The organism is Mesorhizobium sp. KR1-2, from assembly GCF_040045035.1.
Lineage (GTDB): Bacteria > Pseudomonadota > Alphaproteobacteria > Rhizobiales > Rhizobiaceae > Pseudaminobacter.
In genome coordinates, this window is record NZ_JBDZDS010000002.1 from 710,611 (window position 1) to 733,564 (window position 22,954).

Consider the following 22,954-nt stretch of genomic DNA (forward strand, 5'->3'; position numbering starts at 1 on the left):
CCCGAGGCAGTGCTGCGGCCTCAAGATCGGCAGCCAGTCGGCCGCTGTCTCAACGCCGGCCGGCAGGATTTCTCGCGGCGCCGAAGAAGGTTGATCCGCGAGGCACTGCCGGTCCGAGAGCATCGGCCGTTTCGTCAAGCAACGCCGGAACCGAGCGTGCACACGGGTAAGCTGGAGTTAAGTGTTGCTTCCTATTGTGCGCCCGGCGTTGCTCCAGGGAGCCGCTTCGACACGGCTCCGATCGGGATGAGCAGCATGGATAAGCAGCAGATTTGGGATCAGGTGCGGTCACAAGCCATTGCCACGCCTTCGATCTACGGGGCCGTGGATTTTGATGCCGTGCCGGAGCGCTTTGCCGGCGCTGCCGGTGATCCGAATGAACTGCGATCTGCAAGCGAGGCAGAGCGGGCCCAGCTTCTCGCTGATGACGGCCTGATGACACTGATCCGCGCCTACACTTTCATGGGCGATCGCGTGGCCGATCCTTATGCCGCCCTGATGCCGGAACATGGCTTCAAGCGCCTGATCGACATGGTCGATCAGGCCTGCAAGCACGGCATTGATTCCGTTGCCGACGCCCCGCCGGAACTGCGCACCTTCATCGCGGCGATGGAAACGGTGCCCGATTGGCTGGACATGGCGATGGTCGAGGAAGGAGCTCGTCTCGAGCGGGCGGCCATGGCAATCATGAGCCCCATTGCCATCCGCGCCGCCTTCATCGCGACCTTCATGAACCGGTACGCTGCGCTCCCGATGGCGCTGACCGGTGCGCTTTCGAATGCGAGCGCGGCCAGGCGTGTCAAGGAGACGGCGACGTTCTTCGCGACCTCGGTGCTGCCCGGCGCGCTTGCCCGCGGCGGCGATGGCTTCCGTGCTGCGGCGATGGTTCGCCTGATGCATGCGATGGTGCGCTTCAACGCCATGCGCAAGGGCCGCTGGGACGTCTCGATCTACGGCGTCCCGATCCCGCAGGTCGATCAGATGCCGGCCGGTCTCATATCGGTCACCATGATGGCAAGCGACGTGCTGCGTCAGGGCCGTAGCGAGTTCACGGCAGAGGAGCGGGCCCGCGTCGAACTCAGCCGTTACCGTTGCTACCTGCTCGGTTTGCCCGAGACTCTCCTGGCGACCACGCCAAAGGAGATCGTGACGCTGATGGCCGCGAGCCTCGCGACACTGCGGTCGGGCTTCGATGACGATACCTGCGGCAATCTGCTGCGCGCGACGCTCGGCGCCTATCTCCCGCCGGACAACTCCCTCACCTCCCGCGTCTTCGATCGTGTGGAGAAAGGGTTCTCGAAGGTATTCTTCGTCAAGAACTATGCGGGCGGGGATGCGGCGAGAGCCGCAGGCATGGGAGTGGTTCCCAATGCGCTGGACAAGGCCTGCTACGGCATCGCCGCAACGGTGACCGGTAGCCGCCTCCTGGCTTACAGGCTCGCGATGAACATACCGATGCTTGCAGGTGCAGTGGACCGACGTCTGGTTGCGATCATCGGGAAGCAGCTTGCATCCTGGGGACATGCCCACTTCACGACCGACGCATCCGCCTATCGGCCGAGCGCGCCGTAGACGATCGCGGCTGCTCGGCAACGCCGGATCTGCGAGAAAGCAGAGCCCACCTTGGTGCACATCTATGCCGATCGGATGGCGTATCGGCTCGATATGGCGGACGGGCAAATCCAGGAGTTGAGGAGCGCCCTGCGAGAGAAAGACCGCGCAGCTTATCCCTGCCTAGTGTTGAAGATCGATTTCTCCATCGAAGTCCTGAGGAACAATCTGACGTTACTCCAGCAGACGCTACCGCCCAGACAACACTCGTAAAATCGAAACTTCCCAGTGCGGCCGCCTTCCCGTGCCCTTGAGCGAACGGCTGTTCCCCGGCTCGATAACGCCCGCTTGAGCACTCGAATGAGCACAGGCTCCGCCCGCCTGCGGGCGGGATCGCGCCCAGCGCCAGGATAACCTCGGCATTCCCTACGAGGGCGTGTTCGGCATCACCAGCACCGCAATGCACGACGCCTTGGACGACATGAACAGGTGGGTCGTGGGCGCGGCCTCAATGGTTGCACTATGGCACCTGGTGACTGACGTTGACGCAAACGCCCAAGCGAATGTACTGATGTACGTAACACAGGAATGGAAGCCACGATGCGCCCCACGGTCCACGACGTCGCCCGCGCAGCCGGCGTCAGCCTCGCAACGGTCGATCGCGTCATCAATGGCCGCGAAGGCGTTCGGGCCTCGACCGTGCAGCGCGTGGAAGCAGCCATCCGACAACTTGGCTTCGTTCGTAACCAGGCGGCGGCCAATCTGGCCAAGGGCCGCGTCTACCGCCTTATCTTCATCATACCCGAAGGGGCAAACAGCTTCATGCGCAGGCTCGAGAGCGAAGCGCGCGAAGCCGGTCGCCAGATGGCGCCTGACGGGATCGAACTTTGCGTCGTCACGGCGCCTGCCTTTGACGGGCAGGCACTGGCCGACATCCTCAACCGGCTGGACCCCAACGAGATTGGCGGCGTGGCGCTGGTCGCAACCGAAGCGCCGCCGGTGCGTCAGGCGTTGGCGCGGCTGCATAGCGCGAATGTTCCTGTCGTCACCCTTGTCTCCGATGCGCCGTCCTTTCAGCGCCATCGCTATGTGGGCATCGATAATGTCGCGGCGGGACGCACTGCGGCGAGCCTGCTCGGGCGCTTCCTGAGAGGCGTCAACGGCAAGATTGCGCTGGTCGCCGGCTCCATGCTGGTGCGCGACCATGTGGAACGCCGGATGGGTTTCGATCAGGTGATCCGCACCGAATATCCCAATCTGGAGGCGCTGCCGGTGGTCGAGGGTCGGGACGACCGAACGGCGACACGGCGCATCGTGGAGCAATGCCTTGATCGCGACCCGGACGTCGTGGGCCTCTACAATATCGGCGCGGGTAATCTGGGCCTGATCGAGGCGCTGTCCGGACGGCCGCCCGAAAGGCGGCCGATGGTGGTAGCACACGAACTGAGCGTCCATACGCAATCCGCGCTGGAAAGCGGCCTGTTTCACGCCATCATCAATCAGGATGCCGGGCATGAAGTCCGCAGCGCCATCCGGACGCTCCGTTCGCTGACCGATCAGCGGACCCTCATCGAGGGACAGGAGCACATTCGTATCGAGATATATCTACGCGACAATTTACCTTGAGCACCGGATTCTTGGCCGCACCCTCTGGCGCGTCCGATCGTTCTGATATACGTACATCAGAAATTGTAGGAAGGGGACGGAACAGGACATGGCCACCGGATTTTTTGGTGACATCAAACCGATCCAGTATGAGGGGCCGGACTCGGCCACTCCGTTGGCCTACCGCTTCTACAACAAGGACGAGCTCGTGCTCGGCAAGCGCATGGAGGACCACCTGCGCTTCGCCGTCGCCTACTGGCATTCTTTTGCCTGGGAAGGCGGCGACCCCTTCGGCGGCCAAACGTTCTATCGGCCCTGGTTTGGCCCAACGATGGATCACGCCAAACTGAAGGCAGACGTCGCCTTCGAAATGTTCTCGTTGCTCGGCACGCCCTACTACTGCTTCCATGACGCCGACGTGCGCCCCGAAGGCGACAGCTTCACCGAAAGCAAGGACCGGCTCGACGAGATCGTCGACATTTTCGCAAAGAAGCAGAAGCAGAGTGGCGTGAAGCTGCTCTGGGGCACCGCCAATATGTTCTCCAGCCGACGCTGGATGGCGGGCGCCGCCACCAACCCTGATCCTGACGTCTTTGCCTATGCGGCGGCCACGGTTAAGGCCTGCATGGACGCCACCAAGAAGCTCGGCGGCGAGAACTATGTTCTTTGGGGCGGCCGCGAAGGCTACGAGACACTGCTCAACACCGACCTGAAGCAGGAACGCTTGCAGGCCGGCCGCTTCCTCTCCATGGTCGTCGACTACAAGAAGAAGATCGGCTTCAAGGGGACGATCCTGATCGAGCCGAAGCCGCAGGAACCGACCAAGCACCAATACGACTACGACGTCGCGACGGTCTATGGCTTCCTGAAGGACTTCGGCCTGGAAAACAAGGTCAAGGTCAACATCGAGCAGGGCCACGCGATCCTCGCCGGCCACTCGTTCGAGCACGAACTGGCGTTGGCCGGGTCGCTTGGCATCCTCGGCTCGATCGACATGAACCGCAACGACTACCAGTCGGGCTGGGACACCGATCAGTTCCCGAACAACGTGCCGGAAATGGCGCTGGCCTATTATTACATCCTTCAGGCCGGCGGCCTGAAGACGGGCGGCACCAATTTCGACGCCAAGATTCGTCGCCAGTCGCTCGATCCGCAGGACCTGCTGATCGCCCATATCGGCGGCATGGACTCCTGTGCCCGCGGCCTCAAGGCTGCGGCGCGCATGATCGAGGACAAGGCTCTGTCCGGCCCTCTGGCCGAGCGCTACGCCGGCTGGAAGACCGCCGAGGGCAAGGCCATGCTGACGGGCAAGCGCACGCTCGAGGAGGTGGCCGAGCGCGTCGTCAACAAGAAGATTGAACCGCAACCGAAGTCCGGCCGGCAGGAATTGCTCGAAAACATCGTCAACCGTTACGTGTAAGGTGCGACGGACGATGTCACTCGCGCATACGGCGAGCTGGCGGCATGGAAGGTGACCGTAGATCGCAGGATATAGGATGACAGCAATTTCGCTCACGGGGTGAGCCGGGCATCCTGTCCAATCTAGAGCGACGTTTCGGCGTGAGCGCGCCACGGGAGGAAGTGCATGAAGACGATCAAGGGCCCCGCCATTTTCCTGGCGCAGTTCGCCGGCGACGCAGCGCCGTTCAACTCGTTCGACTCGATCTGCAAATGGGCGTCTGACCTTGGTTACAAGGGTGTCCAGGTCCCAACCTGGGATGCGCGGCTGATCGACCTGAAGAAGGCTTCAGACTCCAAGGACTATTGCGACGAGATCAAAGGCATCGCCGCCTCGCATGGTTTGGAAGTGACCGAGCTCTCTACCCACCTGCAGGGTCAGCTGGTTGCCGTTCATCCCGCCTATGACACCGCGTTTGACGGTTTTGCGGCTTCGGAAGTGCGCGGCGATCCGAAGGCGCGTCAGGAATGGGCGGTTGACCAGGTCAAGCGCGCGCTGCGCGCCTCCAGGCATATGGGCATCAAGGCCCACGCCACCTTCTCGGGCGCGCTCGCCTGGCCCTATGTCTATCCCTGGCCGCAGCGTCCGGCCGGTCTGGTCGAGGCCGCGTTTGATGAGTTGGCCAGACGCTGGACCCCGTTGCTCGACTATGCCGACGAGAATGGCGTCGACGTTTGCTACGAAATCCACCCAGGCGAAGACCTGCACGACGGCGTCTCCTATGAGATGTTTCTCGAACGCGTGAAGAACCACGCTCGCGCCAACCTGCTTTACGACCCCTCCCACTTCGTGCTGCAGCAGCTCGACTATCTCGACTACATCGACATCTATCGCGACCGTATCCGGATGTTCCACGTCAAGGACGCCGAGTTCAATCCGACTGGTCGGCAGGGCGTCTATGGCGGCTTCCAGAGCTGGGGCAACCGCGCTGGCCGGTTCCGCTCGCTGGGCGACGGCCAGGTCGATTTCGGTTCGATCTTCTCCAAACTAACCGCCAATGATTTCGACGGCTGGGCGGTACTGGAATGGGAATGCGCGTTGAAGCACCCGGAAGACGGCGCGCGTGAAGGCGCCGAGTTCATCAAGGCGCATATCATTCGCGTCACCGAACACGCCTTTGACGATTTCGCCAGTGCCGGCACCGACGAGGCCGCAAATCGCAAGATGCTCGGCCTGAGCTGAGGGGAGCGCAACATGGCTATTGAAGCAAGCAAGAAGGAAGCCGGCGCCGGCCGCATTCGCCTGGGCATGGTTGGTGGCGGTCAAGGCGCCTTCATCGGCGCTGTCCACCGCATGGCCGCTCGGCTCGACGACCAGTATGAACTGGTGGCCGGCGCTCTGTCGTCCAACGTCGAAAAGGCCAAGGCCTCGGCTGCCGATCTCGGCCTTCCCGCCGACCGATCCTACGGTTCGTTTGAAGAAATGGCCAAAGCGGAGGCTGCCCGCCCCGATGGCATCGAGGCCGTCTCCATCGTGACGCCGAACCACATGCACGCGCCTGCCGCGAAAGCCTTCCTTGAGGCTGGCATCCATGTGATCTGCGACAAGCCGATCACCACCACTGTCAAGGAGGCCGAAGAACTCGCCGTGCTGGTGAAGAAGTCGGGCAAGCTGTTTGTATTGACCCACAATTATACCGGCTATCCGATGATCCGGCAGGCGCGCGAAATGGTCGCCAATGGCGATCTCGGCGAAATCCGCGTCGTGCAGGCCGAATATCCGCAGGACTGGCTGACCGAGCCGGCGGAACGCTTAGGCTCCAAGCAGGCCGAATGGCGCACTGACCCCAAGCGCTCCGGCGCTGGCGGTGCGATCGGCGATATTGGCACCCACGCCTATAACCTGGCTGCTTTCGTTACCGGGCTGAAGACCGAACAGGTGCTGGCGCAACTGACCTCCTTCGTTGAGGGCCGCCCGCTCGACGACGATGTGCAGATCCTGCTTCGCTACAATGGGGGCGCGCGCGGCATGCTGTGGGCAAGCCAGGTGGCTGTCGGCAACGAAAACGGACTGAAGCTGCGCGTCTATGGCACAAAGGGCGGCCTGGAATGGACGCAGGCCGACCCGAACTATCTCTGGTTCACGCCTTTCGGCAAGCCGAAGCAGTTGCTCACCCGTGCCGGGTCCGGCGCGGGCCCTGCTGCGACCCGCGTCACACGCATTCCGAGCGGCCACCCCGAAGGCTATCTCGAAGGTTTCGCCACCATCTACACTGAAGCAGCCCGCGCCATCCGCGCGGCGCGCGAAGGCAAGAAGGCCGACGCCGACGTGATCTACCCGACCGTGGAGGACGGCATTGGCGGCATGAAGTTCATCGAAGCCTCCGTCGCCTCGTCGCAAGCCGGCAACGTGTGGATAAAGATCGGATGAACAGGCCCATCGTACCTCAGGCGCAGGACCACAAGAGCTTCATGGCCGGACAAGGTCTGACCAAAGCCTTTGGCGGCGTTGAGGTGCTGAAGGACATCTCGCTCGATATCCGCTCGGGTGAAGTTCATGCCATCATCGGCGAGAACGGCGCAGGCAAATCCACACTGATGAAGATCCTCGCGGGCCATCTGGCGCCGACGCGCGGATCGATCACGATTGACGGTGAGACGGTCGTCTTCAGCGGACCGGTGGACGCCGAACACCGCGGTATCGTGCTGGTGCATCAGGAAATCTTGCTGGCATCCGACCTGACGGTTGCGCAGAATATTTATCTTGGTCGCGAGATCAAAAAGGGCCTGAGTGCGACGACAAGGCCATGAATACCGGCGCGGCGAAGGCCGTGCGCAACCTTGGCGCCAATATCGATCCGAACGTTGTCGTCGGCCGCCTTTCGATTGCCCAGCGTCAATTGGTGCAGATTGCCCGCGCGCTTCTGGTGCCGCATCGTCTGGTCATTTTCGACGAGCCGACCGCTTCGCTGACGCCGATTGAAACCGATGCGCTGCTCAAGGTGATTTCCGATATCCGCAAATCGGGCGCGGCAGTCCTTTACATTTCCCACCGCCTGCCGGAAGTGAAGGCGCTGGCTGACCGTGTCACCGTGCTGCGCGACGGCAAGCTGGTTACCACCCGCGGGGCAGCCGACCTCGAACCGCTCGACATGGCGCAATTGATGGTGGGCCGCGACGTATCCAAGCTCTATCCCGATCACGTTGCACCCGAGGGCGAGGACTATGTGCTCGAAGTCGAAAACATGGATGTGCCCGGTTATGCCCGCAATGTCTCGTTCAAGCTGAAGCGTGGCGAAATCCTCGGCTTCGCCGGCCTTGTCGGCGCCGGGCGCACCGAGTTGATGGAGGGCATCGTCGGCCTGCGCCCCTCCAAGGGTACGATCCGCCTGAACGGAAAGCCGGTTTCCTTGGCCAATGCCAAGCAGAGCATGAAGGCGGGCATCGTCTATCTTTCCGAAGATCGCAAGGGCAAGGGCCTGCTGCTGCAGGAGCCGCTCGGCGTGAACCTGACGCTCGCCGGCCTGAAGAATTTCGTGCGCGGCGTGATTCTTGACCGCAAGGCGGAACGCGCCGCTCTCGATCAGGCGATTGCCGAATTCGACATTCGCACCCGCAACAAGGACCTGCTGGCCGGCCAGCTTTCCGGCGGCAACCAGCAAAAGCTGCTCATCGCCAAGATGATGATGCTGAAGCCCGACGTCGTCATCATCGACGAGCCGACGCGCGGCATCGACATCGGCACCAAGAAGCAGATCTATACGTTCATCGCCGACCTCGCCCGGCAGGGCAAGTCGGTGATCGTCGTCTCATCCGAAATGCCCGAGCTGATCGGCGTCTCGGACCGCATCGTGGTGATGCGCGAGGGGGTGATCGCCGATGAGGTGAGCGGCGAACATATGAACGAGCGAGAGATTGTCGTGCTTGCGACGGGCGTAAAAACTTATGAGGCGGCTTGAGACATGACTGACACGACGACCACCGCCGCCCCGCAAAAGCGCAGCCTCTTGCAGGATGTCGACCTGCGCGCCATCGCACCCTTCATCGCGCTGGCGCTGCTTCTGGTGCTGGGCTCGTTTGCCCATGACAATTTCCTGACGGCCAACAATCTGCTGAACGTCATGACGCGCTCGGCTTATATCGCGATCATCGCAATTGGCGCGACCTTTGTCATCACCGCCGGCGGCCTTGATCTCTCTGTCGGCGCCATGACAGCCTTCATCGCCTCGCTCGCCATCATGTTCATGAATGCGGGCGGCATCGCCAATCCGTTGACGATGGTAATGGCTGCCATGGCGCTGATGCTGGCAATCGGCATGGTCTGTGGGCTGACCAACGGACTGGTCATCACCTTGGGCAAGATCGAACCCTTCATCGCCACGCTCGGCATGATGGGCATCTATCGTGGCCTGACCACTTGGCTTTCGCAAGGCGGCGCGATCACGCTGGGCAATCCAGACGTGCAGGCGACCTATCGCCCGGTCTATTTCGGCAATCTTTTCGGCATTCCTTACCCCGTGCTTGCAATCTTCATCACGGCCGCAATCGCGGCGTTCATCCTTTACCGCACCTCGTTTGGCCGCCATGTGATCGCGGTCGGCTCCAATGAAGACGTCGCGCGCTATTCGGGCATTTCGGTCGCGCGCGTGCGCACCATGACCTATGTGATCCAGGGGCTATGCGTGGCGGGCGCCTGCCTCATCTATATTCCGCGCCTTTCTTCCACCACGGCCACGACAGGCACGATGTGGGAACTGAACGCCATCACGGCCGTCGTGGTCGGTGGCACCGCCTTGCGCGGCGGCGTCGGGCGCGTCTGGGGCACGGTCGCCGGCGCCTTCATCCTGGAAATCATCGGCAACATCATGCTGCTGACGACTTATGTCAGTGAGTATCTGCTCGGCGCGATCCAGGGAGCAATCGTCATTATCGCAATGTTGGTGCAGCGTTCGCTGACGCGAAGATCGTGAAGGAAATCTGACTGCGGGTCGCCCGGTCGATTCAAGACAGGCCTGCAACTTTGGGAGAGCGAAAAATGCGTAAAATTCTACTGGGACTGGCGAGCGTTGCGCTCGCCGCTAGCATGGGCACAGCCCTGGCGCAAGACAAGAAGACCATCGGCGTCTCGATCCCCGCCGCTGACCATGGCTGGACCGCCGGCGTGGTGTTTCATGCCGAACGCGTCGCCAAGAAGCTGATGGAGGAATATCCGAACCTGAACGTCGTGGTGAAGACTTCGCCCGATCCGGCATCGCAAGCCAACGCCGTGCAGGACCTCGAAACGCAGGGCATCGACGCGCTCGTCATCCTGCCCACCGATCCCGATCCGCTGGTCAGCGCGATCAAGGAAGTCAAGGGTAAGGGCAAGTTCGTCGCGCTCGTCGACCGTGCGCCCTCCACCAATGACGATTCGGTCCGCGACCTCTACGTCGCCGGCAACAACCCGGCGCTCGGCGAAGTTGCCGGCAAGTACATTGCCGCCACCACACCGAACGCGGAAGTCGTCATTGTGCGCGGCATGCCGATCCCGATCGACCAGCAGCGCCAGGATGGTTTTGACAAGGGCATCGCCGGCACGGGCATCAAGGTTCTCGACCGCCAGTTCGGCAACTGGAACCGCGACGATGCCTTCAAGGTCATGCAGGACTACCTGACCAAATATCCGAAGATCGACGTGGTCTGGGCGCAGGACGACGACATGGTCGTCGGCATCCTCGAAGCCATCGAGCAGGCCAAGCGCACCGACATCCAGTATGTCGTCGGCGGCGCCGGCTCGAAGGACATGGTCAAGAAGGTCATGGACGGCGACAATATGGTCCCGGTCGACGTTCTCTATCCGCCGGCAATGGTTGGCACCGCAATGGAACTGACGGCAGCGCATTTGTTCGACCAGGTTCCGGTTCACGGCACCTACATCCTCGACGCAACGCTGGTGACCAAGGACAACGCCGTCGACTACCACTTCCCGGATTCGCCGTTCTGATCGACGGTTTCAGGATATGACTTGTGCGACGGGGAGGCCTAGCCTCCCCGTTTGTTTTTTGCCGATGTACTTGTTCCATACTTATGATTACGCGTCACATCGATTGTAACAGCCATTTAGTAAGCGTCCCCAACCTGGTACGAAGCAACGAGCCTTTCGACAGGTAACGGCCCTTCCTCGAGAAGCGAGTCGATCAAGTCGACCTCTTCGCCGCCGACGACAACGCGCAGTTTATCGAGCGCCTGCTTGTCGATTACCAACTTGCTGGCGGTTTCGGCGACGGAGAAATCGTCGGCATGATCGGTGTTGTCGATGTGCAGCGCAGCGCCGGCAAAGATCGCCATGAAGGCATTGAGCAGCGGCGAGGCCTTGATCGGCCGATTGAGAACGACCGCAAACTTGACCTCGTCCACCTGCCGCTTCTGCTGCTCCGAGATCGGCACCGTGGCCCAGAGGAGCGCCATCGGCATGCTGCCCCGCCCCCCAGCGCGCAGATCTGTTTGGCGAGCGCGTTGCCATCGGTGCCGCTGAGGTCCATGTCCAGCAGCACGACGTCGAAGTCCTCGCTCGCAAGCCTCATCAGTGCATCGGCAGCCGAGCTGCTCAAGGTCGGCACCATGCTCGAGGACTGCGCATGCTGGGCGATGATCCGCTGGTTGGTCGCGTTGTCGTCGACGACCAGCAGGCGCTTGCCTGCGAGTTCGGGCGCCGGCGGCGGGTGCGCCGCCTCTCCAGACGCAACAAGCGGGGTGGTGAGCGTGAAGGTGAAAATGGTTCCCTCGCCCTCGGCGCTGTCGACCCAAACGTCGCCCCCCATCAGCTCGATCAGGCGTTTGCTGATGGCAAGGCCGAGGCCGGTGCCGCCATAGCGACGGGTCGTCGAAGCAGCGACCTGGCTGAACGACTTGAACAGCCGGTCCATCCGATCTCTCGGGATGCCGATGCCGGTGTCACTGACGGCAGGTTCATCATGCCGATGATGCCGTTCATCGGCGTGCGGATTTCGTGGCTCATCGTGGCAAGGAAGGTCTCTTTGCCTCATTAGTCGCTTCCGCGGCCTCTTTGGCGTGCTGCGACAGCGAGAGCTTCAGCGTCTCCGTATAGAGTTGGACGTTGTGCAGCGCCGCGCCGGCATTGGCCGCGATGGTCGAGAGCAGGCGCACAGAGTGGTTGTTGGACCACCCCTCCTGCGTCGTGCTCTGCACGCTGATGACACCCATCGTGCCCTGCGTGATCTTGATCAGCACGCCGAGGTACGACAGCGCGTCCTTGCCGATATTGGTGGCGCCGATCGCGATCGTGCGCTCATCGACATCCTCGTTGATGAGCACTGGCTCGCCCGTCCGGATGATCTTGCCGGTCAGGCCCTCGCTTAGCTTCAGAGGAGGCAACACGTCGCCATACTGGTACGGAAATTCGATGATCCCGGTTTCGGTATTGAGCAGCGCAACGTACACGATGTCGGCCTTGAAGATGTCGCGCATCTGGTCGCCGATCAGCCGGATCATGCTGTTGAAATCGGCCTCGGCAATCAGCGCCTCACTGACCTTGCTAATGGCGCCGAACTCTGCAGCGCGCTGCTCACTCTCCCTGAGCAGTCGTTGCGTCTCGTCGAACAGGCGGGCGTTGGCGATGGCAACGCCCGTGCTGGTCGAAAGCTCCTGCAGCAATCGCACATGCGTTTCGTTGAAGGCATTAGGCTGGTAGCTCTGCACGCTGACGACGCCCAGTACCTTGCCGCCCGCGACAATCGGGACACCGAGATATGTCTCGGTCTTGTCGCCTCGGAATAGGAGCGCAGCAGGAGCGACTGGCCCGAGAGGATCACCCGCGAGGTGAGGCCCTCGCCCAGCGCAAAGGGTTCAGGCTCATGGTAGCCACGGTAGAAGGCGCAAGGGACAATGATCAGGCCAGACTCGTCATCGATCAGTAGGATCTCAACCGCCTGGCCGGCAAAGATTTCCCGCACCTTGTCGCCGACGATGCGGGTCACGGTCTTCACGTTCAGCGTCTTGGTCATAGCCTCGCCGACGCTGCCCAGAATGGCGATCTCCTTGACCCGCTGATCGCCCTCCTGCGCGGTTCGTGCGAAGGTACGCGCCAGCAATGGGGCCGTCCCCAACCTGTTCGTCCGCGTCCGCCACATCGCCACGCGCTATGACTGCCAGGCTTCAGCATACCTGGCTCTTGCAAAACTCGGCGCCGTCCGCTTGTCGCTTCGCCTTTATGAGTGCGAAACCTAGTCTTTCGTATAGTCAGGCCCAAAACGTGTCGGCAGACCGTCGGCGAGTTTCAACCAAGGCAGCTTCTCCTCAAAAGCGACATGCAGCGTAGGTGCAAATTTTTCCGGCTCCTCCATCGCTGCGGCAAAAAAATGCATGACATCAGACATGTTCTTTGAGCGGAAGGACAGCGGCGTACCACAGTGATCGCAAAATGTTCTTTCCACGCCGGGAGAAGAGTTGAACACCTTCGGTGGCTTGCCCAGCCATCGCCATTGGCCGTCCAAGACGCCAATGTAGGTGGTCATCGGCGCAGAACATTGCCGCCGACAACTTTCACAATGACAGACCACGCAGGACTGTGCCGGGTCATCGACTTCAAAAGCAACGGCGCCACATAAGCAATGACCACGCATGCAAATTCTCCTGGAGTCAACAAGGACAGCTTCATGCCGGGGCACGAGAGAGTCGCCATTAAATGCGCCGAACAGGCGCCCAATTCCGACATTCGGCGCTAGCCATTGTGCTCGCGTGCGCGGGGCGTTACCCAACCAGCAGCCGGCTGACGACGGTCGCTATCAGCGCACGGCCGCACGCGGTCCTGTCGGCATCGATGATCATCAGGGCCGCGCGTGGATCCGTTGCCGAAGGCTGAGTGCCCGCGGCTGAAGGCTGGACCATGCCATGCCGGGTCATGGTGCATTCTCCCGGTTCGGTGCCGATGTGTCCGGCGGTCGGCGCGGCCCAATTCCGAGGCGGCTCGCTCGTTCCTGTTAGAGTGGCCAGTTCACATGCAGGATCATCCGGCGCTCGCTAAGGGCGGCATATGGGCTGCACTGCTTCAGCGCCATCGCGAAATCCTGTGCCAGCGCGTTGCTGGTATCGGAAAACGGAGCGAAGCTCTGAATGGTCACATCATTCACGTCGCCGTGGTCATCGATACTCACAGCGAGGTCCACTTCCAGTTTGATTCCGCGCAGCGCCGTCGGCGTCGTCCAGCAAGTGACGGCCCGTTCGACAAGGACATCTTCGAACTTCCGATCGCCGGCGTAGGCTTCGGTTGCGGCGGCGCGTTTCTCATGGGTGAGACACCAGATGGAACCCCGACCAATTGGCGAGCAGCCACCGAAGAGAGTTCCTTGTTCGGATGAGTTCCGCTCATCCACGCGAAGTGTGCGCTTTGGTTCCGTTACCTCGATCCGATCTCCGATGCGTCTGACTTCAAAGGTAAGGGCCTCGCCGCCTTCCGCTTTCGGAACGCTAAGGATCACCCCCTGTCCGGGGAGCAGTGTCGAGATGAAGCGGACTGGGGTCGTGTCTGGGCCAGAGGCCAGGGTGGCAACAAGACTGTAGCCATCGCGCTCGACCGTGTAGTAAGCACTCCCTGAGACGCTACCCAGATCGATGTTTACGCCTTCGATCGGCTGAAGGTCGGCGGCGAGAGCGCCACCGGTGAAGAAAGCGGTCGTGCCGATGACCGCGCCGGAAAACCAATGCATGGCGGATCTCCCGTTCAGGTCTCGCAAAAGCGCGTCTGTGGCTTGATGCTGGAACGCGCGGTCCGAACCCGACCGGCCGCGTCGTCCGCAATGACATCATAGGCGAAATGGTCACGCGGAAGTGCCTCGCCATGGTCGAGCCATCGAACACCGCACCCGACGCGCCTTAGGCCGAGATCCTGGAGCTGCACCGCCGAAAGGGCGTCAAGAAGTGCGCGGGTCGCGCGCCTATGGCGCCATTTCGTCCACCGGCAGACCAGCATGGACGCCCATGTCGGCGGCCGGCCGGCTGGAACGCGCACATGGCTTGCAACGTCGGCCTTATCATCCAACTCATTCGCGAACAGCGTCATCGCACCTGCTCCCGTTCTGATTGAATTCTTGCGGAAGCATTGCAGGCGGTCGGGACGAAGTCGGGATCGACCGATGAAACTTCGCTGAAATTTCGCCGGGTGCCTGTGGCGGAAGATCGAGGGAGCGATCGTAGAAGTGCGTCCGCTTGTTCGCTAGGATAGAGTCCGAAACGACTGTCCAAGGCTGCGGTGTTGTTCATGTCGGTGTTCGAATTCGAAGGTCACACGCTCGATCTCAAGCAGGGTAGACTGCGCAACGGCGCGAATGATGTAACGCTGCGGCCCAAATCGCTCGCCCTGCTCACCTATTTTGTCACGAACCCCGGCCGCGTCATCAGCAAGGACGAACTGATCGCGGCGGTATGGCCGAATGTCGTCGTATCGGACGATTCCCTCAGCCAGTGCCTGAAGGACATCCGCGGTACGCTCGGTCCCGGGGCGGAAGGGCTCATCCGGACGGTGCCGCGCCGCGGCTACCTTCTGGATGAAGCGAAACTGTCCGTTTGCGCCGACGACCGCGGCGCAGTGCAGCCGGCAAGGACTGCGCACAAGCCCTCGCTGGCCGTTCTGCCCTTCACAAACATGAGCGGGGACCCGGAGCAGGAGTTTTTCGCTGACGGCATGACCGCGGACCTCATCACCGACCTGTCGAAGGCATCGGGCCTGTCCGTCATCGCCCGCAATTCAGTGTTCACGTATAAAGGACGAGCGGTGGACATTTCCGACGTCGCAACCCGGTTCGGCGTCTCCCATATCGTGGAAGGAAGCGTGCGCAAGTCAGGCCAGCGCGTAAGGATCAATGCGCAGCTCGTCGCCGCGCAGGGCGGCACGCCTGTCTGGGCCGAGCGCTATGACCGCGACCTGTCCGACATCTTTTCCGTGCAGGACGACATCACCCACAGCATCGTCGACGCGCTGAAGGTGCATCTACTGGCGCAGGAAAGCGAGGCTATCCGCAAGATCAGCACGACGAGCAGCGCCGCCTACGAATTCTATCTACGGGGACGGCACTATCTGAGCCTCTATTCTCTGAAGGCCTATGATGCCGCCCATCGCCTGTTCATCAAAGCGATCGAACTCGATCCCGGCTACGCGCGCGCCTATGCGGGGGCATCGGATTGCTGCGCGTTTCGCTGCATGTGGAATGCCGACGTTTCCATAGAAAAGGCGCTCGAGCTGAGCGCGCAGGCGACCGATCTCGATCCGCAACTGCCCGAGGCGCATGCCGCGCGTGGCTGGGCGCTGGCGGTTGCGGCGCGTTACCAGGAGGCCATCGGATCGTTCAAACGAGCGATCGCGCTCGATCCCATGTCTTTCGAGGCGCACCACCTTTGTGGCCATACGTTTGCGTTGCAGGGACGCTACGCCGATGCGGTTCGTCATTTCGAGCGCGCAATCGCGATCGCGCCGGACGATTTCCAGCCCTATGGACTTCTGAGCCATCAATATTGGGCACTTGGAAGACAAGCCGACTCCGTGGCAATGGAGCGCCTTTGCCTCGATCGGGTTGAACGGGAACTCGAACTCCGCCCCGACAATCAGCGCGCCCTCTGCTTTGGTGCCTTCTCCCTGGCGATCCTTGGCGACGGAGCACGCGCACGCGAGTGGGCCGAACGTGCCCTGTGGCTGGATGCTGACGACACGCAGGTTCTCTACAATGTTGCATCAGTCTGTGCCCTGTTGGGGGACCAAGCCAGGGCGCTTGAACTTTTGGAGCGTTGCCTTCCCGGCAAGCATCCTCAGATGCTTGTGTGGGTAAGGCACGACCGGGATTTTGCAGCGTTGCACGACAACCCGCGTTTTCTTGCATTGGTCGGGCCGTCCAAATAGGCGAGCGCCCCGACCACATTCAAAACGGCGGACGAACGTCAAAGGGCTCTTCTCAGCGCGCTGAGCGCAACACTGATCTTACAGCCTGCGATCAGAGCAATGCGATGTTTGGGGCCGAAAGCGTACCGGCGGCTTCTGGCTTCACAACAAAAATTGCAGACGTTCAACTTGCTGGATTGAGGACGTGAACCGACCCGTCCGGGTTTGCTCATGCAGTGACGCGACTTGACGCAAGCCAGATTTTCGTAAGCGAAGTTGTGAACAATCGCTTAGCGAATTTCGCTGCCTCGCACCGCTGCAGCCCGGGCCCGGCATCTGTCAATGTCGGATAGAGCGAGCGATATGACGCCTTGAGGCCACGAGGTACGCCATGTGTCCCAAGCCAGCAAACGGCGCGTCGTCATCATGCCGAGGCAGACTTGCCCCTCTGCTGACGGCAATCGCCGTGTCATTGGCGACTTTCAGGAAGGGCACGACGCCCTGACTCTCGCCATTGATTGGTGCCCGTAATATCGCGCTGAGACCACGCACTGGCGCTTGCTTGCGTGTGCAACCGTCCGCATGCACCGGAAGCCAGCTCCTGGTTTGGTTTGTCCTACAGCGAGTTCGAAGCGGCAAAAATCTCGGCCGCCCTGCCCTACATACAGTCCTTTATGGAACCGCAGCGCGCGGAGGGGAGAATATGGAGCGACAGCAAACTCCGCTGAGGATAACCGCCGGTCGATTTGTGCGGACGGTCAGGATTTTCGCAAACTCGGAGGTCGGTCGGAAGGCCAAGTTGATGTTTGTCGTCCTCGCCGCTCTCCTGGCTGGAATAAGCGCCCTCAACGTCGTCAATAGCTACGTCGGCCGAAATTTCATGAGTGCGATCGCCGAACGGCGTTCAGCCGAGTTCATGCGGCAGGCCGTGTTCTACGTCGGCGTGTTCGCCGCTTCCACTCTGGTCGCCGTGTTCGCCCGATTTGCCGAGGAGCGGCTTGCCTTGCTCTGGCGGGAATTCCTGACGCGCCGGGCCGTAGGAATGTACCTGGCAGACGAAGCGTTCTATCGCCTGGACGCTTCGGGAATACTGTCGCACCCCGATCAGAGAATATCGGAGGACGTTCGCGCGTTCACGACCACCACGCTTTCCTTCATCATCATGGTGCTCAACAGCAGCCTCACCATCCTGGCCTTTGCCGGTGTGCTGTGGACGATCAGTCCGCTGCTGTTTGTCGTGGCCGTGCTCTATGCCGCATGCGGCTCCTATCTGACGATCGTGCTGGGGCGACCGCTGATCAACCTCAACTATGACCAGCTCGACAAGGAGGCCACCTTCCGCGCCGGCCTCATTCGTGTTCGGGAAAACGCCGAAGCGATCGTCGTGTCCCGAAGTGAAGGGGGGCAGGCCGCTTTTTTGATGAATCGTATCGACGATTTGATCTCCAATTTTCGGCGGATCACGGCGGTCAACCGCAATGTGGGGTTCTTCACGACCGGCTATAACTGGATGATCCAGATCATTCCCGCGCTCATCATCGCGCCGGCCTTTTTCCGAGGGGAAATCGAATTCGGCGTGATCACGCAATCGGCTTCTGCCTTCGCATTGCTGGTGGCAGCGTTTTCTTTCATCGTTACCCAGTTTCAGCAGATTTCGACTTTCGCGGCCGTGGTGACGCGCCTGAACTCTCTGCTGGAGGCGATCGAAAAGGTCAGCGCAAATGCTTTGGAAGGTGTCGAAATAGTCGAGACCGAGGGGCGTCTTGCCTACGAGCACCTGACCTTGCTTTCGACTTCCGGAACGCCGCCAGTGAAGGATTTGTCTGTTTCGGTTCCGGTCGGCCGGCGGATATTGGTCACCGGCCCCGATGAAGGTCCAGGCATGGCGCTGTTTCGGGCAACGGCCGGCATTTCCACCGCTGGCACCGGGCGCATCATCCGTCCTGGCCCGCACGAAATCAAATTCGTCCCGCAGCAAGCTTACCTGCCCCCAGGCACATTGCGGCAGATCCTGCTCGTTCCTGACAAGTCGATACCGGATGATCGGGTTTTACGGCTACTGCGCGAACTCGGGCTCGACCACCTATTAGATCTGGGGCTGGACAACGAGCAGGATTGGGAGACGTCGGTGACGACGCACGAGCGGCAGCTCTTGGCCTTGGCAAAAGCTTTTTTGGCGACTCCGCGATTTCTGTTGCTAGAAAAAATCGAAGCGGTTCTCGATACCGCACAACTTCTTCGTTTGCTGGGCAGACTTCCTCAGAGCTCGATCACCTGCGTCAACTTCGGCAAAGCGGATGGGGCTGGCGGCTTCTACGATGCCATTCTTGAGTACCGCGCTGATGGCACCTGGACCTGGCAAGAAAATTGACATTCGGCTGATGAACTGCCGATGGACATCAGGACCTCTGAGGAATTCAGGCACGCACTGTCCAGGGAAGTCCGCAACTGCCAGTTCTCGTTGCAGCCGCTTGTCGGCTCCTGGCCTCAATGGCCAGTGTCTCAGCGCCGACGCCCGCCACCACCGCCGCGGGATCCTCCGCCGCCACGCATTGCAGGTCCACCGTGGTGGCGCGGTCTGGCCATGTGATGTCCACCATGGTGGCGTGGTGGTCCAGCCATGTGACGGCCGCCGCTTTTGGGTGCGGACATGGCATAGCCGCGATGCGCGCCGTTTTTCATCGCCTGTGCACCACGATTTGAAGCCACGTTCTGCCCTTTGCGATGACCCGCATTGGCAACACCTGCCGGCTTCTTCGGCCGGTGACCGGCGTTGGACGCGACCTTCGCTTTGCCCGCGGGCCGGTTCACGTTGGCCGCCTTCTTGACATTGGGCTTGTTGGCATTCGCCCTGTTCGCGTTTGCTTTGTTGACGTTCGGTTTATTGACGTCGGCCTTTTTGACATTGGGCTTGTTTGCATTCGCCTGGGCCCGGCCAGGCTGCTTCTTCAGGCCCTCGAGCGTGCTCTTGCCGACATTCTTCGCATTGCCGGTGTTGCGGGCGACTGCCGATGGGCGCTGGTTCTTGATGCTGGCGGTCCGGTTGCGCAGGTTATTGGCGCTGTTGCGCTCAAGACCGTTTCTGATGTTCGCCTGGTTGAACTTGGCGAACTGATCGCGGTCAATGTCGATCTTTGAACGGTCGACATTCTTCCAGTCGACGTCGTTGAAATTCACCTTGCCGTTGAAGTCGCGGTTGTTGAAGCAGTGCTTGCAATCGATGTCGACGTCGTTGCCCCAGCGTCCGCTCCAAACGCCCCAGTCGTTCCAGTCGATGGCGGCTGCCCATGCCGCTCCGGTCACGGCCGCAGCGAAGAAGGGTGCAGTTGGATACCAGTAGGAGGGATAGGCTTCGGGATAATAGGTGATCGGCTCTGGCGGGTAGTCGGCCACGTAGAGCATTTCTGGCTCGTATTGCGGCACGTAGACCGTTTCGGCGCTTGCCGGCTCGATGACGACCTTGTCGTTTTCCTCCGTCACCTTGATCTTGTCGTCGGACTTGATGATGTCCTTGGCAACCGCCTGGTGGCGTAGTTGCTGGATGGCGACCAGCACATCCTTTTGCTGAGAAGTGATCGCGTTGCCCAGCTTCTCGGTCCAATCGAGATCACCGCTCATCTTCTTGACGATATCGGGATAATTGAGCAGCGAGATCACGCTGCTGTCCCAGCTTGCCTTGGGCTGCAGGCTCTTGTTCTTGGCATGTTGCTCAAGATAACGCTCGGCCTCGACGATCTGAAGCGGATAGAGCGCCGCCTGCGAGATCGCCGCGATCAGTTCATCGGGATAGAGTGCGATCGGAGCAACCAGCACCTCCAGCTCGTGTTCGCTGAGCGGAGCCGTCGCAGAAACGCCCGCTGTCGGGGCGTTCGCAGCCTGCGTCTGATCCTGCGCATAAGTTGCAGAAAACGTTGTAACACTAGCGGCAAGACCTAAGAAGGCAGCCGCCAAACCCAAGCCCCAGCGTGTCATGGCGACCTCGCTTCTGGCATGTAGCGTACTGAGTGTCATATCGATACGAGGTGCAATTAGTGCAGCGCAGAACGAAGACAATCAGGACGTGCCATCACAAATGGCGTTGTTTGATCCCGGGAGGCTGATGCCGATGTTCACCTGCGGGCTCGAGGCGAATTTTGCCACTCGCGGCGCGCCGGTTTGACGAGGTGGTATGCTGGGCTCAGCTTGCCAGCACCCCGTCGCCAACGTGGTCGACTTCGACATTTTCAAAATGAGGGGGGCAACCATCAGCAGAGTTGTCTCATGCTCGATCTGGATAACTATTCGCTTCCAGCGATACTTCTGGTTGGTCTCGCCGCCATTTGGGCTGCAATCGAAATCGGTTTTGCGGGTCAGCGCACGGTCACGTAGGTGTCCTTCGCGATCGAGAAAAAAGCGAATTGCCCATATCTGTTTCTGCGTGAGTGGTCGCTTCGTCCCTACCGTCTTTCCGGCATTCCACGCTGCGCGACCTTGTATAGCTGGATCAAATCGAGAGTAACCCATCGTGTTTCTCCTCGGCCCTGATTGGCCAGTCGAGAAACGAAAAACGTCAAGGTAGAACGGGCCGAGAACGGAAGGGCAGCTTACGGGATCATGTTGTCGAGAAGCGGCCATTCCGTCGTCGCCCTCAAGTAAGCCGTTCCGGCTGGCCGTGCCAGTTCCAGAGGGGATGCAGTCGTCGATGAGGACGGGCGCGACATCGATGAGGACCTCGGCCACGAGCCCAAATTCGAGCCGACGGGAAGTCGCGGCATTCAGCGGGATGTGACGAAGCGTTCCAGTTTGCCCAGGGTTTGCAGTCCCAGTTCCACGGCACCGAAGCCCTTCGCCTCCTGAAACTCGGCAGCCGTGTTGAGCACCATGCCCAGCGTAACCTTCGTCGCCCCATCCTGGTCCTCGAACGAGGCCCAGGCGTCGGCATGTTTCGGGCCGTTCTCGCCCCATAGCAGCGTATAGCCGAGCCTCTCCTCGGGCCGGACCTCGACATAGAGGTGGTGGTTCGGGAAGATCGTGCCATCAGGCGCGATCATGTCGAATACCCATTCGCCGCCCTTTCGCAGGTCGATCCTTTGCGTGCGGCAGGAAAACCCGTCCGGCCCCCACCACTGCGGCAGCGTCTCGGGGTTCATCCACGCGCCCCACACCATGGATCGCGGCGCCTTGATCACCCGCTGCAGCACCATGGTCCGCTCGGCAACGCCGGCGAGATTGTCCAGTCCCGCGTCGAAGCCCTGTCGGTAGCCGGCCTCCATATCCTCTGCCAGCGAGGAAAGCTGCACCGTCACGACCAGCCTGCTGCGCTCGTCCGTGCCTGAGAACTCAGCCGTCACCAGCGCCGCCGATTGCGTCACGCCCCCAGACGAGATCACCTCGTAGCTCACGCTGCGAACCGCCGGAAGCAATTCAAGCCAGCCACATTCACAGCGGATATCCGGTTGGCCTTTGACCTTGCAGAGCGAGACCTCGCGTCCACCCACCCTGGTGTCGGCCTCCAAAAACTCCACAGTGACGGAAGGCATGGGCGCGGCCCAGACCGCCCGCGCGGCCGGCGCCGTCCAGGCCTGCCACAGCACCGACAACGGCGCGGCCACGTCCCGCTTGAAGGTCAGCGTCGCGAAGCCGCCCTTCCTGTCATCGGGCGCCGCACGGGTCGGGCTGCGTGTATTGAGGTTCGAAGTCATTTCGCGCGTTCCTCCATCACGTTCATCACAAATGCGTCCAGCCGGTCGAGCCGGGCGTCCCAGATGGCCCGCTGTTCATCGAGCCATGTCCGCACCGGATCCAGGGCCTCGGGTACGATGGCGCAGGTGCGTATCCGCCCGTCCTTGGACGTGGCGATCAATCCTGTCTCCTCCAGTACGGAAAGGTGCCGCATCACCGTGGGCAGACGCAGTCCCGTGGGACCAGCCAAATCTGTCACCCGCGCGGGCCCTTCAGCGAGTCGGGTCAGGATCGACCGACGGGTCGGGTCGGCCAGAGCGTGGAAGAGCGGCGAGAGATCGGGATCATGCTTAGCCATGACGCTAACTATCGCCTGATTTTTCGCCAGCGCAAGAGAAAACTTCGTCAGGTTGCTAAGTTTTCTCTACCTAAGCTCGTCGAGCCTTTGGAGCAGTAGGTCTCTGTTACCGGGCCCGCTATGAAGGTCGTTCGCAACGATGTTCGCAGGCCGACGCCGTAATCGAAGGACCAAATCGCGCACTGCCGACACGCTAACCACCAATGCCGATGGGGGCGGCGTCGAGTTTTCCGTTGCGCTCATGGAGGGAACGCTTGTCCTCCGTCTCTAAATCGTCGCGCATCTCGACCGGGCCGGCGCTCCGGGCCCGAAGCGTACGTAGCGTACGTTAAGAGCATTCGACGTTACCCCTTTGACTTGATCCGGATTGAAGTTCGTTCTGGCCCAGAGAGAGGACCAGAACATGAAACGCAGCCGCTTCTCGGATGAGCAGATCATCGGGATTTTGAAGGAACACGAGGCCGGGGTCTCGGTCGCGGATTTGTGCCGCAAGCATGGCGTGAGCGATGCCTCGA

At 61.1% G+C, this 22,954-nt stretch carries 20 protein-coding genes and 2 pseudogenes; 12 read left to right on the top strand and 10 right to left on the bottom strand.

What is annotated here, in order from left to right:
* Positions 1–90 precede the first annotated feature (90 nt).
* The 8 genes and pseudogenes from ABLE85_RS07595 (at position 91) to ABLE85_RS07630 (ending at position 10,537) form a co-directional block, all read left to right on the top strand.
* A complete protein-coding gene (locus ABLE85_RS07595; protein ID WP_348792081.1) occupies positions 91–1,572 on the top strand; it encodes an oxygenase MpaB family protein in 1,482 nt (493 codons plus the stop codon).
* 579 nt (positions 1,573–2,151) lie between these two features.
* On the top strand, positions 2,152–3,177 hold the full coding sequence (locus tag ABLE85_RS07600) for a LacI family DNA-binding transcriptional regulator (protein ID WP_348792082.1): 1,026 nt from the start codon (positions 2,152–2,154) through the stop codon (positions 3,175–3,177).
* 88 nt (positions 3,178–3,265) lie between these two features.
* A complete protein-coding gene (gene xylA, locus ABLE85_RS07605; protein WP_348792083.1) occupies positions 3,266–4,576 on the top strand; it encodes a xylose isomerase in 1,311 nt (436 codons plus the stop codon).
* A 165-nt stretch (positions 4,577–4,741) separates the two neighbouring features.
* Positions 4,742–5,797, top strand: coding sequence for a sugar phosphate isomerase/epimerase (locus ABLE85_RS07610; protein ID WP_348792084.1), 1,056 nt, complete (start codon positions 4,742–4,744; stop codon positions 5,795–5,797).
* 12 nt (positions 5,798–5,809) lie between these two features.
* The gene (locus ABLE85_RS07615; protein ID WP_348792085.1) at positions 5,810–6,985 is read left to right on the top strand and encodes a Gfo/Idh/MocA family oxidoreductase; all 1,176 of its coding nucleotides are present in this window, start codon (positions 5,810–5,812) and stop codon (positions 6,983–6,985) included.
* A pseudogene (locus tag ABLE85_RS07620) lies at positions 6,982–8,513 on the top strand (sugar ABC transporter ATP-binding protein). The gene ABLE85_RS07615 and the pseudogene ABLE85_RS07620 overlap by 4 nt, the downstream one beginning before the upstream one ends.
* 3 nt (positions 8,514–8,516) lie before the next feature.
* Positions 8,517–9,524, top strand: coding sequence for an ABC transporter permease (locus ABLE85_RS07625; protein WP_348792086.1), 1,008 nt, complete (start codon positions 8,517–8,519; stop codon positions 9,522–9,524).
* A 65-nt stretch (positions 9,525–9,589) separates the two neighbouring features.
* On the top strand, positions 9,590–10,537 hold the full coding sequence (locus ABLE85_RS07630) for a substrate-binding domain-containing protein (protein WP_348792087.1): 948 nt from the start codon (positions 9,590–9,592) through the stop codon (positions 10,535–10,537).
* A 116-nt stretch (positions 10,538–10,653) separates the two neighbouring features.
* Here the strand turns inward: ABLE85_RS07630 and ABLE85_RS07635 are convergent, their stop codons facing one another.
* Positions 10,654–11,007: a hypothetical protein gene (locus ABLE85_RS07635; protein ID WP_348792088.1), complete on the bottom strand. Its 354-nt coding sequence runs from the start codon at positions 11,005–11,007 to the stop codon at positions 10,654–10,656.
* Positions 11,008–11,171: 164 nt separating this feature from the next.
* Between ABLE85_RS07635 and ABLE85_RS07640 the strand changes: the two genes are divergently transcribed.
* Positions 11,172–11,582: a hypothetical protein gene (locus tag ABLE85_RS07640; protein WP_348792089.1), complete on the top strand. Its 411-nt coding sequence runs from the start codon at positions 11,172–11,174 to the stop codon at positions 11,580–11,582.
* Here the strand turns inward: ABLE85_RS07640 and ABLE85_RS07645 are convergent.
* The 5 genes and pseudogenes from ABLE85_RS07645 to ABLE85_RS07665 all read right to left on the bottom strand — a co-directional run bounded on the left by ABLE85_RS07645 (position 11,548) and on the right by ABLE85_RS07665 (position 14,611).
* Positions 11,548–12,045: a GAF domain-containing protein gene (locus tag ABLE85_RS07645; RefSeq protein ID WP_348792132.1), complete on the bottom strand. Its 498-nt coding sequence runs from the start codon at positions 12,043–12,045 to the stop codon at positions 11,548–11,550. The two genes, ABLE85_RS07640 and ABLE85_RS07645, sit on opposite strands and share 35 nt — an antisense overlap.
* Before the next feature lie 135 nt (positions 12,046–12,180).
* A pseudogene (locus ABLE85_RS07650) lies at positions 12,181–12,324 on the bottom strand (GAF domain-containing protein); the annotation flags it as partial.
* Between the two features lie 452 nt (positions 12,325–12,776).
* Complete coding sequence (locus ABLE85_RS07655; protein WP_348792090.1) at positions 12,777–13,175, bottom strand: GFA family protein; 399 nt, start codon at positions 13,173–13,175, stop codon at positions 12,777–12,779.
* A gap of 357 nt (positions 13,176–13,532) precedes the next feature.
* Positions 13,533–14,258: a hypothetical protein gene (locus tag ABLE85_RS07660; RefSeq protein WP_348792091.1), complete on the bottom strand. Its 726-nt coding sequence runs from the start codon at positions 14,256–14,258 to the stop codon at positions 13,533–13,535.
* A gap of 14 nt (positions 14,259–14,272) precedes the next feature.
* Positions 14,273–14,611 carry a DUF1127 domain-containing protein gene (locus tag ABLE85_RS07665; protein WP_348792092.1) on the bottom strand — a complete coding sequence of 113 codons (339 nt, stop codon included), beginning with the start codon at positions 14,609–14,611 and terminating at the stop codon, positions 14,273–14,275.
* A 198-nt stretch (positions 14,612–14,809) separates the two neighbouring features.
* On the opposite strand from ABLE85_RS07665, the gene ABLE85_RS07670 reads away from it, so the two are divergent.
* A complete protein-coding gene (locus ABLE85_RS07670; RefSeq protein ID WP_348792093.1) occupies positions 14,810–16,441 on the top strand; it encodes a tetratricopeptide repeat protein in 1,632 nt (543 codons plus the stop codon).
* A gap of 682 nt (positions 16,442–17,123) precedes the next feature.
* Positions 17,124–18,791 (top strand): SbmA/BacA-like family transporter, encoded by a 1,668-nt coding sequence (locus tag ABLE85_RS07675; RefSeq protein ID WP_348792094.1) that lies wholly within the window; start codon positions 17,124–17,126, stop codon positions 18,789–18,791.
* 131 nt (positions 18,792–18,922) lie between these two features.
* Here ABLE85_RS07675 and ABLE85_RS07680 read toward each other — a convergent pair whose 3' ends face one another.
* From ABLE85_RS07680 to ABLE85_RS07695, 4 genes are all read right to left on the bottom strand, one after another.
* Positions 18,923–20,392, bottom strand: a complete 1,470-nt coding sequence (locus tag ABLE85_RS07680) for a DUF3300 domain-containing protein (RefSeq protein ID WP_348792095.1) — start codon at positions 20,390–20,392, stop codon at positions 18,923–18,925.
* 81 nt (positions 20,393–20,473) lie between these two features.
* Complete coding sequence (locus ABLE85_RS07685) at positions 20,474–21,139, bottom strand: hypothetical protein (RefSeq protein ID WP_348792096.1); 666 nt, start codon at positions 21,137–21,139, stop codon at positions 20,474–20,476.
* Positions 21,140–21,174: 35 nt separating this feature from the next.
* On the bottom strand, positions 21,175–22,101 hold the full coding sequence (locus tag ABLE85_RS07690) for an SRPBCC family protein (RefSeq protein ID WP_348792097.1): 927 nt from the start codon (positions 22,099–22,101) through the stop codon (positions 21,175–21,177).
* A complete protein-coding gene (locus ABLE85_RS07695; RefSeq protein WP_348792098.1) occupies positions 22,098–22,439 on the bottom strand; it encodes a metalloregulator ArsR/SmtB family transcription factor in 342 nt (113 codons plus the stop codon). Before ABLE85_RS07695 ends, ABLE85_RS07690 begins: the two co-directional genes overlap by 4 nt.
* 403 nt (positions 22,440–22,842) lie before the next feature.
* On the opposite strand from ABLE85_RS07695, the gene ABLE85_RS07700 reads away from it, so the two are divergent.
* On the top strand, positions 22,843–22,954 hold a 112-nt coding region (locus ABLE85_RS07700; RefSeq protein ID WP_348792133.1), incomplete at its 3' end, for a transposase.

Excerpts from the sequence above, each read along its gene's own strand:
- ABLE85_RS07600 (WP_348792082.1), top strand. The coding sequence starts at position 2,152 with ATGCGCCCCACGGTCCACGACGTCGCCCGCGCAGCCGGCGTCAGCCTC.
- xylA (WP_348792083.1), top strand. The coding sequence starts at position 3,266 with ATGGCCACCGGATTTTTTGGTGACATCAAACCGATCCAGTATGAGGGG.
- ABLE85_RS07610 (WP_348792084.1), top strand. The coding sequence starts at position 4,742 with ATGAAGACGATCAAGGGCCCCGCCATTTTCCTGGCGCAGTTCGCCGGC.
- ABLE85_RS07615 (WP_348792085.1), top strand. The coding sequence starts at position 5,810 with ATGGCTATTGAAGCAAGCAAGAAGGAAGCCGGCGCCGGCCGCATTCGC.
- ABLE85_RS07625 (WP_348792086.1), top strand. The coding sequence starts at position 8,517 with ATGACTGACACGACGACCACCGCCGCCCCGCAAAAGCGCAGCCTCTTG.
- ABLE85_RS07630 (WP_348792087.1), top strand. The coding sequence starts at position 9,590 with ATGCGTAAAATTCTACTGGGACTGGCGAGCGTTGCGCTCGCCGCTAGC.
- ABLE85_RS07635 (WP_348792088.1), bottom strand. The coding sequence starts at position 11,007 with ATGCCGATGGCGCTCCTCTGGGCCACGGTGCCGATCTCGGAGCAGCAG.
- ABLE85_RS07640 (WP_348792089.1), top strand. The coding sequence starts at position 11,172 with ATGCTGGGCGATGATCCGCTGGTTGGTCGCGTTGTCGTCGACGACCAG.
- ABLE85_RS07645 (WP_348792132.1), bottom strand. The coding sequence starts at position 12,045 with ATGATCCGGCTGATCGGCGACCAGATGCGCGACATCTTCAAGGCCGAC.
- ABLE85_RS07655 (WP_348792090.1), bottom strand. The coding sequence starts at position 13,175 with ATGCGTGGTCATTGCTTATGTGGCGCCGTTGCTTTTGAAGTCGATGAC.
- ABLE85_RS07660 (WP_348792091.1), bottom strand. The coding sequence starts at position 14,258 with ATGCATTGGTTTTCCGGCGCGGTCATCGGCACGACCGCTTTCTTCACC.
- ABLE85_RS07665 (WP_348792092.1), bottom strand. The coding sequence starts at position 14,611 with ATGACGCTGTTCGCGAATGAGTTGGATGATAAGGCCGACGTTGCAAGC.
- ABLE85_RS07670 (WP_348792093.1), top strand. The coding sequence starts at position 14,810 with ATGTCGGTGTTCGAATTCGAAGGTCACACGCTCGATCTCAAGCAGGGT.
- ABLE85_RS07675 (WP_348792094.1), top strand. The coding sequence starts at position 17,124 with ATGGAGCGACAGCAAACTCCGCTGAGGATAACCGCCGGTCGATTTGTG.
- ABLE85_RS07680 (WP_348792095.1), bottom strand. The coding sequence starts at position 20,392 with ATGACACGCTGGGGCTTGGGTTTGGCGGCTGCCTTCTTAGGTCTTGCC.
- ABLE85_RS07690 (WP_348792097.1), bottom strand. The coding sequence starts at position 22,101 with ATGACTTCGAACCTCAATACACGCAGCCCGACCCGTGCGGCGCCCGAT.
- ABLE85_RS07695 (WP_348792098.1), bottom strand. The coding sequence starts at position 22,439 with ATGGCTAAGCATGATCCCGATCTCTCGCCGCTCTTCCACGCTCTGGCC.